Origin of the sequence: Leptospira sanjuanensis (genome assembly GCF_022267325.1) — a bacterium.
In the GTDB taxonomy this organism is placed as follows: Bacteria; Spirochaetota; Leptospiria; order Leptospirales; family Leptospiraceae; genus Leptospira; species Leptospira sanjuanensis.
In genome coordinates this window covers 1,315,904-1,328,185 of the sequence record NZ_JAIZBG010000001.1, presented here as the reverse complement: position 1 = coordinate 1,328,185, position 12,282 = coordinate 1,315,904, and the positions used below count along the sequence as shown (strand labels likewise).

Below are 12,282 nucleotides of genomic sequence, written 5' to 3'. Positions count from 1 at the left end.
GCGATCCATGACAAATAATCATTTAACGTTAATCAATCGACTGAACTTATCCTGCGCGAACCGATTTTTAATTCATAAAAATCATGCGTTCGTCTGCGAATTATACGGAAGCGCCCGAGAAATTCATATCATTAGTCTCGAAAATCCAGAGGCTCCGAATCTAGTTCGATCGCTTACTTTCGAAAGCGCGATCGGCAGCCTAGCCATTCAAGACGAAGTATTGTATGCGACGGAAAGCAGAAGAGCGGTTCATAAATTCTCGTTGGAAAACGTTTCCGATCCGAAACGTTTGGATTCATACATTCTACTCGGATACGAACTTTACGACGTGCAGATCGTATCCGATAAGGCTCTTCTTGCGATGAACTGGGACGGAGTCGGAGTCGTAGACTTGCGCAAACCCGACGAAATCCAACCGACCGCAAAACAAAAAATCGCAAAGGGATACGCTAAACAATTCGTTCCCTTCCACGATCACTTTTTAATGACGAACGGTTTGCACGATGACCGGTTTCTTTATGAGATTTCCGTCCAAAACGGAAACGTCGAGATCCTTTCTCGGAAGGAATTCCCGGATTTCAATCCGTCCGACGTATTTACGATCTCTTCGGGTGCGGCGTTATTCGGAGAGACGAAAAAAGGAAAAAAAGAATATTCTTCTATTCTTATATTGAACGACAGTCTTCAACCGATAGGAGAACCGATCCGTATCGAACGAACTCCGAAGGTTTGTCTTTCTCTTTCGGATGGAAACGTGTTATTCGGATTCGATTATGCGTATGCACTCTTTAATCGTTCCAATCATTCAATCGCACCGTTGTTTCAACAGTTTGAGGATGGTAATTCAAAGGAATACATCGAAGTTCCGAGCAATCCTAAAAGGATCGACCCGGAATACGACGTTGAGCGAGATTACTATGACGAAGGAAACGATGAGGATAATGCAGATTCAGACTCGGATGAAGCGGAAGATTACGAAAGCGACGATAAAGATGAAGATTCAAGCGGCTCGGATGAGGAAGAGCTCAAGGACTCCAACGAAACCGAGAATGACAGAAGTTCAGCGGAAAACGCAAAGAATCAAGAAGCGGCAAGTTCCGATTCGGAAGAAAAATTCGACCCATCGCGACTGAATAACGCCTATCCTATGAATTCCTTAAAATGCGTTCAGAAAATAGGAAATTATCTTTTCGCCACTCACGGAAATAATTTTTTCACCTTCAAAATCGGAGAAAATTCCCCCTTTCAAAAAATCGTTTCACTCGAACCTCCGCGCCTTTAGAACAAGTTTTGATACTTCGGCGATCGGTTTCGATGAGTAAGGAGAAACGGACCTTCCCTCTTTCTTTCATTCCCGATTTCTCGAATATCTGAGAAATCGGGAATTTCTATTTATAACTTTCAAACGCAAAATTAAAAAAACGAGTAAAAACGCACAGTCAATTTGTTGCCTCTTTAAATAATTATATTTATAAAAAGATGCATAAATTTTATAAATCCACACAAATAGGATTCCAAGTTCTTTCCTGCCTTTTCTTGATTTCCAACTGCGTTCCTAAACCAAGCGGTTTATCCATCATTGACGCGACCTTATTTTCGAATTACTTTATTTCCAATTCGTCTCTCCCTTTGAAAGTTCAAGTTCAAGGACTCGCAAGCGGAGCTTCTTTTCAAATTTCCAATCAGAATTCGGAAACTCTTACGATTTCGTCCAACGGAGATTTCGAGTTCGCAAAAAAACTGCAACGATTCTCCAATTTCGCCGTTTCGATCGAAAGGCAACCGAACACTTCTCCCAATCAAACCTGCGTCATCACGAATCCGACAGGAACCGTTTCTCCCGGCTTAAATCTTGTGGAGATTAACTGCGGAACGAGTTTTTTCAACGTAAACGTGAACGTTTTCGGGATCGCTTCAGGCGCTACGGGAAGTCTTTCGATTCGAAACGGAAACGTGGATACTCTCAGCATAGGCTCGGACGGGAATTATGCTTTTTCGGCGCAAGTTCCCGATACGGGAAATTATTCGGTTGTAGTTCTTTCCAGTCCGAACCAACACAATTGCGTAATCGAAGCGCTTCCTCCCTCGGCCGGGACGATCAACAACGCGCCTGTGACGCTCAACGTGAATTGCCTGAGTTTGACGGGCGCTTCCCCCGTAAATCAAACGGCGATTAACGTCGGCGACACGATCCAGTTTACGTTTTCAAAACCGGTTACTCCTCTGAGCTGTAACTTTACCGCACCGACGCCGACACCTTTGTCCGGAGCTTGCTCTTCCGATCTCGCACCGTTCGCCAATCCGATAACTGCGCTTAGTTATGCGGGGAACACGGTTTCGATTACGCCTAACGTGAGTTGGCCGGGAGGGCTCGGTCAGTGCATTCAGCTTTCCGGTTGCACGGAATCCGGAACCAATCGTCCTTTCCAGATAACTTCTCCGATCCGCTACGGAGTTACGAGTCAGATCAAATACGTCAAGGTAGGCGGTTTAGCTGCGGGAACATGCGACACGATCGCGAACGCTTGCAACGAAATTCAATATGCGATCACTCAGTGTAATACCGCGACCCCTTGTTTCGTTTTGGTTTCGCAAGGAACGTATTCGATGTTCGGTATGGGCCAAAGAATTATCCTGAAGGATAAACTCCAGCTTTTAGGCGGTTTCAGAAACGACTTTCAAGCGAGAGATTCGACCGCATATCCGACGATCATTCGAGACGACGTGGGAACCGGAGGTTGCGGAGGTTCCGATTTCGGAACCTGCACTCCGATCGCGGGAGGTTCATTTACGATGACTTCCAACATGATGATCCAAGGTTTTACGATCATTACCAACCAGTTCAACGCATGGGGGACCGGAATCTGGCTGAGCAATTTAAATACCGCGGGTTTTTCCTTGATCATCACGGGAAACTTGATCCTCGGCGCAACGGACGTGACTTCCGCATACGGTCTATTCATTACGAAATCGGCGATGTATCTTTACAACGTCGGTCCGAATCTCGTCGTAGCGGGAAATTACATTCTCGGGGGAAGCGGCAATTCGATTTCGGTCGGTATGAGAATTCTGGAAGGAACTCAAGGTGTGATCAGCAACAACTACATCAACGGCGGTTCACACGTCAACATCAACGACGGTTTGGATTTTTCTCTGGGGATTATGGTGAACAACACAGCGACCAATACGACACAATCGTTGCGAATCGTGAATAACATATTCAATTCTCATCATATTACCTCCGCGACTCCCGTTTCGGTTAGGTCGAGCGCGGCGGTTCAGGCATTATCCATCAATTCTCCGAACTTCGTCTTTATCAATAATACGATTTACGGGGGAAACGGAACCACGCGCTCCTACGGGATTCATCAACAGTCTTCTCCGGGGAATTTGCGTATCAATGTGATCAACAATCAGGTTCTCGCAAATCCGGGTGCAACGACCAGCGTCTGCCTGAACTACGATACGAATAACGTAAGCGCTACGTCTACTGTTTCGGGTAACAATTTCATCGGATGCAATACACTCGCCACTTCGAACGGAGCGCCGTATAAACTCTGCGGACCGGAACCGGGCGTCATGCTCGATTTCTTCACCTGTTCTCTTCCGTTGACAAACAATCTGCAAATGAACTTTTCGCACAATCCGAACTTTGCTGCGCCCACAAGCGCGACTCAGGTTTTTAGGCTCAGCTCCTCTTCCCCCTGCAATTCAGTTTACGGAGGAGTCGATCCGGGTTTCGCTCCTCCTGTGCTGCAACTGTATCAATCGGACTTGCTCGGAAACACGAGAACGAACGACGTCGCTCCTCTTCCCGTTCCGCTCGGGTCTTTCGGTTATTCGATCGGAGCGTTTGAAGTCAACGGAAACTGCGCGCCTTGATCGGGAGACGCGCGTGGTCCGAGTGTAAGCTCGTTTTTATTCGGATTTTTTAAAACGACATCGATTTGCAGACGTCTCCGTTCCGTCGTTATTCCCAAACGAAACGTCATAGAGTCGTTCATCGAATCGTTGTCAGGCGTTCCATAACGACGGCTTTTTGCTTAGAACAGACCGCCGGAAAACCGCTGCAGCAGTTCCCACATTCTCATAAAAAAGGGGACTAAAAAAGTCCCCTTTTCAAAGTCGATCGACTTAACGTTTAAAACTTAAAGCGAAGAGATTCTTGCGATCGCCTCTTCCACATCCTCTTTTTTACCGAAGGCGCTGAGTCGGAAATAACCTTCTCCCGCGGGACCGAATCCGGAACCGGGAGTTCCCACAACCTGCGCTTTGTCCAAAAGTAGATCGAAAAAATCCCAAGAGGAAAGTTTATCAGAAGTTTTGAGCCAGATATAAGGAGCGTTGACTCCGCCGAACACTTCGTAGCCGGCCTTTTTCAAACCTTCGCGAATCTTTGCCGCGTTCGACATATAATACGCGATCGAACCTTGGATTTCTTTTTTGCCCTGCGGAGAATAACAAGCTTCCGCGCCTTTCTGAGTCACATACGAAACTCCGTTGAACTTAGTCGTATGTCTTCTGCTCCATAATGAATTGATGGAGACTTCTTCTCCTCCGCGGGTTCTTCCTTTGAGTTCTTTCGGAATGACGATATAAGCGCAGCGCAATCCAGTAAATCCCGCGGTCTTGGAAAAGGAACGAAACTCGATCGCGACTTCTTTTGCGCCTTCGACTTCGTAGATCGAACGCGGAACGCCCGGTTCGCTGATAAACGCTTCGTATGCGGAATCGTAAAGAATGATGGAATTGTTTTTCTTCGCGTATTCCACCCAAGCCTTTAAGTTTTCTTTCGTGGTCACGGTTCCGGTCGGATTGTTCGGATAACAAAGATAGATGATGTCCGCTTTTTCTTTCGGTATTTCCGGTTGAAACCCGTTTTCTTTCGTTGCGGGCATGTAGATCAGATTGGAGTATCTTCCGTCGGCTCCGATCTCTCCCGTTCTTCCCGCCATCACGTTCGTGTCGACATACACGGGATAAACCGGATCGGCCACTGCGATCTTCGCATCGGTGGAAAAAATTTCCTGAATGTTTCCGCAATCGCATTTGGATCCGTCCGAAACGAAAATCTCGCTTTCGTCGATTTTAATTCCGAGAGGTGCGTAGTCGTTATCGGCAATGGACTTTAGCAAAAATGAATATCCTTGTTCCGGTCCGTAACCGTGAAAACCGCCCGCGGTTCCCATCTCCTTGGAAGCTTCAACCATCGCGTTTACGACCGAAGGAACGATCGGAAGCGTCACGTCCCCGATTCCCAAGCGGATGATTTTTGCGGAAGGATTTTTTTCGGAATAAACCTTTACGCGTTTTGAAATTTCCGGAAATAAATATCCCGCTTTTAATTTTAAATAATTCTCATTGATGTTCGCCATCTTCCCTATCCTTATCGATTAGTTTTCTTCCGGCAAAACCTTCCTCGTAACCGTGTTCGTAAAGAAGATCCTCCTCTCCGAGGTGCCAGCAATAATATCCGTGTCCGTTATCGAAATCGATAAGCCAAAGTCCTTTGACTTCGATTCCGTATTCCTGAATTTTGGAAGACCATTCGAAGATCGAAATCCGAACTTCTTCCTCTTTTTTTTCCATTTCGTTTTCGGGAAGAATCCGCTCCCGAAGTTGAACCGTCAGTTCCGATACGTGAGAATAATATTCCTCCGTAATCTCCCTGATTACGGGTAGAATTTTACGAGCCTCTTCGTATGTCCAGAGTTTCCGTTCCAAAGACGATTAGAAATCCTGACCCAAAGAAAGACAAAGAAGAGCCATTCTGCTTACGACTCCATATCTTGCCTGTCTGAAATACGCCGCATTCGGAAGATCGTCGACATCCGTGGAAAGTTCGTTCACTCTCGGAAGAGGATGAAGAATCGTCGTCTCCTTCTTTGAAGCGAGAATCAACTCCTTGTTGATCTTAAAAAGATCCTTGAGACGTTCGTATTCTTTGTGATCGGGAAAACGTTCTTCCTGAATTCTAGTAACGTAAGCGACGTCGCAATCCCAAACCGCTTTGATATCGGTCGTCTCTTCGAGTGTCAGAGGATATCCTTCCAGACCTTTTTTATAAGAATCCGGTAACGCAAGTTCGGGAGGAGAAATCAGATACAGACGAACTTTGTAATGTCTGAGTAAATTGATAAGCGAATGAATCGTTCTGCCGTATTTCAGATCTCCGACAAACGCGACGGTCAAACCGTCTAACGTTCCTTTTTCGGAGATGATCGTATAAAGATCGAGAATAGCCTGCGTCGGGTGCTGCCCCGCACCGTCTCCGGCGTTGATGACCGGAATCTTCACCGCGCCCGCGGCGATTCGGGAAGAACCTTCGACCGGGTGACGGATCACCGCGATATCCGCGTAGGCTTCGATCATCTTCATGGTGTCATACAACGTTTCCCCTTTCGAGATCGAAGAGAACTGAAACCCCACGGTGGAAATCACTCTTCCTCCGAGACGTTCCATCGCCGCTTCAAAGGAAAGTCTGGTCCTTGTGGAAGCTTCAAAGAACAACGAAGCCAAAAGTTTTCCGGTTAGGATTCCGAACGCTTTGTTCTGTTCGACCAATCGTTCCATGTCTCTCGTTTTTCCGATAAGAAAATCAAGATCCGCTTTTGAGAATTGTTCCGTGTCGAGGACGTTCTTATGATTATAGGACATTAAGCGACAGAATGTAGAAAAACCCCCTTTTGACAATCAAATTGAGTCAGATGTTTTGAGATTTTTCGGGAAGAATCAAAAGCCCTCGCAGTTGACGCAGAGCTTGTTTCCAAAGGGGAGAATCCATCGTATCATTCGAATTCGCGAATTGAACCGGCAGCCTGTTCCAAGGACAACCCGGAAAATGATGATGCACTCGATGATAGTTGAAGTTGAGAAAAAGAAACGAAAACGATTTCGGAAGAGAAAGGTTATACGAGGAATATACGTTATCGATTTCCTTTCCGTAGTGATATGAATGATCCAAAAAGGAAACGATAAAACCCCGGAGGAATAAGACCGCGATCAAAAATCCGATCCGCGGACCCGCAAAATAAAACGCGCTACCGTATAAAAGAAGAATCAAAAACGAATCGATTCTAAGTTCGCGCAAAATTTCCCGTTTTTGGATCTGTTTGAAGAACGCCGCGTGAACCGGATATTTGGAAATGTATTTCCCCGAAATCGGCGCACTCCAAGACAAGGGAAGAGAAAGAAGAAAACCGCCTGCGGCTTCCAGAAAATACGTTCCTAAACAAAGCCGAACGTAGTATAAGATTTTCTGAATCCGAATCGGCGTCTTGTTGTTTTCCAAATATTCGATTCGCTCCCCTTCCGCACGGTTGAATTTATGGTGCATGAGATGCGCGGTTTTTACGACCTGATACGGAGTCCCGAAAAGAATGCAAAGAATTCTTCCCGTAAGATGACTCTCATCCCGCGAGTTCGAAAAATTCCCGTGAACGCATTCGTGGATGAGCGCCCACTGCGTATAAGAAAAAATCGCGGAAAAAAGAAGGAGGATCGTAGCGAAAAAAATCGATTCGGATGTTTCGACCGCCATAGAAATCGTTACCGCGGTCGGCTTTGAAATTGAAAACAAAAAGCCGTCTACCCGATTGAAAATCGGATTCCAAAAATACAACGTAAAAAAGAATGCGCTTAACAAAAAAGCGATCGTTCGATTCGTTTTTTCGGGAAGATTTCTTCGAGGAGGATAAGACATTTTAGGCTTTCACAATGTGTTTCTTCCTTTGTGAAAAAGCACGGGATTTTCTGCAATGGAAAATGACCGAACGTTTCGAGTCGGACTGCGACAAAAAATCGAAACGTCTCGTTTAAAAACGGCGAAAAGAAAATCGATCCGATTTACCGGAAGCGAAACCGTTTCAAAATGAAACCGAGACATTCCTTTCCGATCGCCCATCGAACGACTAAAAACACGGACAAGGGGAAGGTTAAGAAAATCAGTTCGTTTAAGGCGAGCGCATCCTGAAATCGTAAATGAAGAATACACCAAAATCCGCGGACTGTGCCGCAACCGAAACATTCCTGATCTAATAGCACTTTAAAAAGACAAATCGTATATCGGCCGGTCATATACTCCTGGGGAATATTATAAAATAAGAAAGTCCCGCCGAAAACAAAGATTGGTTTTAAATTTTTTAACATAGAGACTAACGGCCCCCGCACAAAACATGAGGCCGTTTCGGAATTAGTTTCTGGTGATTTGATTCCCGTTGGAGTCCTTAAAATTCCCTGTGAGAATCATGATTAAATCGATCAGAGCCCAAACACCGCAGCCGCCGCCGGTAAAAAGCATCAAAAGCCCCGTCCCGGTCTTGCCGGTGTAAAACCTGTGACCTCCCAATACCCCCAAAAAGAAGCAAAGTAAGAAGGTAGTCAGCCAGTTGTCCGAACCATTCGCGCCGGAATTTCCCGCGCTCCCTTTTTGACGCACCCCGCACTTAGGGCAAATTTCTGCGGCCAATTTAATGACCGAACCGCAAGAACCGCAAAAAACTTCATCGGCTCCTTTAGAAGCTATAACGTTCAAGATTGTTTCCTCCTAATACATTAGAAAACCGTAAACCGATTTTCAAACTAAAAGGATTTTTCTCTTACGAACGAAAACATGCGTGCGGTGAAACCTATCAGCATCCAAGCGGTAATCGAAGTCGAGTATGCAGAGGCCGATAAGAATAAAAAAAGCCGGTCAGTTTAAAAACAGATCACATTTCCCAATGTGCACATGATCATAATACGGGGAGGAATATAGATCCCATCGCTCTATAAAATGAATATTTTTTACTTTTATTCCGTTATAATTAAACTGAAGATATATCATTATAGAAAAAACACCGCGCCGACGGGGTAAAAATCGAAACAAATTCAGTTCTTAGAATATTCTCGATTTAGAATCATTTCGGAAAATAAAACTCAGTATCCGCCCCCTCCGCCTGAACCGCCGCCGCCATATCCACCGCCTCCGCAAACGCCGAGAACTCCAAGATACAAGGAATCACATGCGCCCATGGCGGGATTGGAAGACGTGCACGATAAATACGCGGCCACCGCCGTTTGACATTTCTTTTTATCTTCATCCTTCTTTTGTTTGTCTTGATCGAGACCGTAATTGGAACAGGACCAAAACGCCATAACGAAAGCTAAGAGGAAGATCCATAGAATAGATATAAGTTTCACTTGGTTTCTCCTTTTCGAGATCGAAAAAATTCTTCTCAAATCATAAAAGCATATCATCGAAAAAGATTAAGGAAATAGAAAAATAGATCCGGCTAAGGATGTCGGAATGTACACACCGTTTTGCGGAATTAAAGGAGAGATCGGATGCGAATTCGCCTCGCAATGTTAAACACGAAGCGAACCGCGAAAACCTCGGGCAGCATAATACGATTCGGCTCCATTGTGATAAAGAAATACGGCGTCGTAACGCCGATCACAAAACAAAGCGCCACCCAGCTTTCGAATCGAAGGAGGAGTCTGCACCCAGCTGGAAGTTTTCATATCGAATTCTCCCAAAGTTTGCAACTCACGATATTGTTGTTCGTTTAACAATTCAATGCCGATAGCGGACGCCATATCGATCGCGCTGTCAGCGGGTTTATGCTCTTTTCTGGAATTCAATGCCTCGCGATCGTAACAAACACTTCTTCGTCCTTTCGGACTTTCCGCCGCACAATCATAGAAAATATATTCTCCGGTCTTTTTATCAAAATCGACGACGTCCGGTTCGCCGCCGGTTCGTTCCATTTCCCGGAGCGACCAGAGTTTTTTGGAGTTCGCTTCCAGTCGTTTCTGAACATCGGCCCAGAGGATTCCTTTATGGCGTTTCCCGTTTTTTTCAAACCGCTCCTTCAACGTTCGAAGCAGCTCTTCTTGTTCAGGCGGGGATAATTCTTTTCGAGTTCCCTTTGTATCGGTTGCGGATTTCGATTGTCCCAAGGAATTCACCTCGTTTCTGGCTAATGGATGAAAACGATTGTCTGCGTTCGTATGCGTAAAATACAACGGTTTTATTTTTTTTGGAGTTAGTTATGGGATTTGAAATTTACGAATGTCGCAGATTTTTCGGATTTATGCGTCTGTCGTAGATTTTCGTGAACGTGGAACGTGGAACGTGGACGCAGAACGCAGAATGCGGAATGCGGATCTTAACACTGCGTCCAGTTTATACGAATGCCGAATCGATTCTTAAATTGCAGGCAATCGGAGCTGTGAACTGCATTTATGTAACTGTCGTACACATTCAATCGGGCGGATCAAATAGCAAATCTTTGCCTTTGTTTAGGCGACATACGTAAATCCCCGCGTCGTTTTTTTCAAAAGAAGAATCGCAGAACACAGACTGTTTACGGAACCTGGAAAAAAAAACCGGATCGAACGATTCATTACACACTTATGAAAAAGCTTTTATTTGTTTTTCTGTTCTTCCTATTCGTAGTTATTCTCTTACAAACTTGTTTTGCGATCGATCCGGAACGTGTCCGTTCTTCTCACTTTCAAAACGGAAAATATCATAATCTGGAGGAAGATGAAAGACTAAACAAAAGTTTCTTCTCCGTTCTTCGTTGGAAAATTTTCGGTCCGGTCGATCCGGTAACCGTAGACGGAGACGTTCAAAAAATTCCGGATGTGATTCCGAGGAAGAAGGAAGATTTTCTCGCACCCGAAGGTAAGGTAAGAATCATTTGGCTCGGTCATGCAACCGTTTGGATCGCCGCAAACTTTCATGGAAAGAGAATGCACATTCTTACCGATCCGATATTTACCGGGATTCCTCCTGTTCTTACTCGCTTGACCCCGCTTCCGATTCAACCCGAGGATTTACCCGGAATCGATGTCGTTGCGGTCAGCCACGCTCATAGAGATCATCTCGATATCGATTCCATCAAACGAATCCAGAAATTATTTCCTGAGGCGACCGTTCATCTTCCTTCCGGGATGGGTGATTTTGCCAAGGACGAAGGTTTTGAAAATTCGATCATTCAGGAATGGTGGAACACGACGGAATACGCAGGCACGAAGATTCATTTTCTTCCCGCAAAACATTGGAGTAGAATGGGCCTCACCGATATGAACCAGTATCACTGGGGAAGCTATGCATTCGAATTAGAGAATATTAGAATATACTTCGGCGGCGATACCGGCTTTTCAAAACACTTCTCCGATATAGGAAAAAAATTTCCGCAAGGATTCTCCGCGACGATTTTACCGATCGGAGCATTCAAACCTAGATGGTTTATGGAACCTGCGCATATCGGCCCGAAAGAGGCGCTGGAAGTAAGCGGAATCCTACGCTCTTCCCTTCTCCTACCGATGCATTGGGGAACTTTTATGCTCGGGGATGATCTTCCTTCGGAAGCTCCGCTTTTTCTGAAAAAACTACATTCCGAAAAAAACGGGACCGCTCCTCCGCTCAAGGTCTGGACCATCGGAGAAATCATCGATCTTTAAAGGAAAAGTATTTTTTACGGGGGATCGTTGTAACTTCGACAAAATTCACTTTACTCTCCGTCTTTTGAACCTTGGATGGAACGATGATCTCCGGTTTAAATGGAATTCTCAAAAAATTAGAAGTCGGCTTCGCACACATCGAAGCCGGCGGAGTGACGTACGAAGTAACGATCTCATTCAAAACCTATCTCGAACTCAAAACCCTCCCTTCCGCTAAAGATGTTCGCCTCCATATTTTTCACGCGATGAGCGAACGAGGACAAAGACTCTTCGGATTTTTGAACGAACAAGATAAAGAATTCTTTAAAGTCATCAAAGGTTTACAAGGAATCGGAGAATTAACGGCGCTTAAGATTCTTTCTTTTTTTTCCGCAGAAGATCTTTATCGAATCGCCCAGTCCGGAGAAGCGAAAGAGCTCGAAAAAATTCCGAAAGTGAAAGGTAAGACTTCGGAAAAGATCTTCTTTGAAGTAAAACAAAACTTAAAAAAGTTAGAACTCTTCCTTTCCGGAACTCCGAAGGAACTTTCGATTTCACTTCCCGCTTCCGCTCCAACGCCGGAAGAAGCGGCCGTCGCAAGAAAAAGGGAAATCGCGATTCTCGGTTTGGTTCAACTCGGTTTCGATGAGAAGTCCGCGAGCAAAGAAGTGGATAAGGTTCTGAAGAATTCTCCGGAAACCGACCCAGGAGAAATTATCCGTGAAATTTTAAAGAGTTTGTAAGAGTTCCCACAACCCCGTTTTACAATGTTGAACGCCGGAACTCCCACGAAATTATCGATTTCGATCCGCGATATACGACTGTCGCCTATCTTTCCAGATAATCGCAGAG

Annotated in this window: 12 protein-coding genes; 4 read left to right on the top strand and 8 right to left on the bottom strand. The window is 45.2% G+C overall.

Annotated elements, in window-relative coordinates:
* The first annotated feature begins 7 nt into the window (after positions 1–7).
* Entirely contained in the window at positions 8–1,282 is a 1,275-nt protein-coding gene (locus LFX25_RS06050) for an LVIVD repeat-containing protein (RefSeq protein ID WP_238729430.1), read from the top strand.
* 197 nt (positions 1,283–1,479) lie between these two features.
* Positions 1,480–3,882, top strand: a complete 2,403-nt coding sequence (locus LFX25_RS06045; RefSeq protein ID WP_238729429.1) for a right-handed parallel beta-helix repeat-containing protein — start codon at positions 1,480–1,482, stop codon at positions 3,880–3,882.
* A gap of 266 nt (positions 3,883–4,148) precedes the next feature.
* On the opposite strand, the gene LFX25_RS06040 is transcribed toward LFX25_RS06045, so the two are convergent.
* From LFX25_RS06040 to LFX25_RS06005, 8 genes are all read right to left on the bottom strand, one after another.
* Positions 4,149–5,375: an LL-diaminopimelate aminotransferase gene (locus tag LFX25_RS06040; RefSeq protein ID WP_238729428.1), complete on the bottom strand. Its 1,227-nt coding sequence runs from the start codon at positions 5,373–5,375 to the stop codon at positions 4,149–4,151.
* Positions 5,359–5,724: a DUF2203 domain-containing protein gene (locus LFX25_RS06035; RefSeq protein WP_238729427.1), complete on the bottom strand. Its 366-nt coding sequence runs from the start codon at positions 5,722–5,724 to the stop codon at positions 5,359–5,361. Before LFX25_RS06035 ends, LFX25_RS06040 begins: the two co-directional genes overlap by 17 nt.
* 6 nt (positions 5,725–5,730) lie before the next feature.
* Positions 5,731–6,657, bottom strand: a complete 927-nt coding sequence (gene pyrB / locus LFX25_RS06030; RefSeq protein ID WP_238729426.1) for an aspartate carbamoyltransferase — start codon at positions 6,655–6,657, stop codon at positions 5,731–5,733.
* Positions 6,658–6,703: 46 nt separating this feature from the next.
* Entirely contained in the window at positions 6,704–7,702 is a 999-nt protein-coding gene (locus LFX25_RS06025; protein ID WP_238729425.1) for a fatty acid desaturase family protein, read from the bottom strand.
* Between the two features lie 143 nt (positions 7,703–7,845).
* Positions 7,846–8,148 carry a DUF2752 domain-containing protein gene (locus tag LFX25_RS06020; protein ID WP_238729424.1) on the bottom strand — a complete coding sequence of 101 codons (303 nt, stop codon included), beginning with the start codon at positions 8,146–8,148 and terminating at the stop codon, positions 7,846–7,848.
* 43 nt (positions 8,149–8,191) lie between these two features.
* Positions 8,192–8,533: a TM2 domain-containing protein gene (locus tag LFX25_RS06015; RefSeq protein WP_238729423.1), complete on the bottom strand. Its 342-nt coding sequence runs from the start codon at positions 8,531–8,533 to the stop codon at positions 8,192–8,194.
* A 383-nt stretch (positions 8,534–8,916) separates the two neighbouring features.
* Positions 8,917–9,180, bottom strand: a complete 264-nt coding sequence (locus LFX25_RS06010; RefSeq protein WP_238729422.1) for a hypothetical protein — start codon at positions 9,178–9,180, stop codon at positions 8,917–8,919.
* A 165-nt stretch (positions 9,181–9,345) separates the two neighbouring features.
* Positions 9,346–9,867: a DUF4256 domain-containing protein gene (locus tag LFX25_RS06005; RefSeq protein ID WP_406600519.1), complete on the bottom strand. Its 522-nt coding sequence runs from the start codon at positions 9,865–9,867 to the stop codon at positions 9,346–9,348.
* Between the two features lie 528 nt (positions 9,868–10,395).
* Between LFX25_RS06005 and LFX25_RS06000 the strand changes: the two genes are divergently transcribed.
* On the top strand, positions 10,396–11,451 hold the full coding sequence (locus LFX25_RS06000; protein ID WP_238729420.1) for an MBL fold metallo-hydrolase: 1,056 nt from the start codon (positions 10,396–10,398) through the stop codon (positions 11,449–11,451).
* 83 nt (positions 11,452–11,534) lie between these two features.
* On the top strand, positions 11,535–12,173 hold the full coding sequence (gene ruvA / locus LFX25_RS05995) for a Holliday junction branch migration protein RuvA (protein ID WP_238729419.1): 639 nt from the start codon (positions 11,535–11,537) through the stop codon (positions 12,171–12,173).
* Positions 12,174–12,282: the final 109 nt, after the last annotated feature.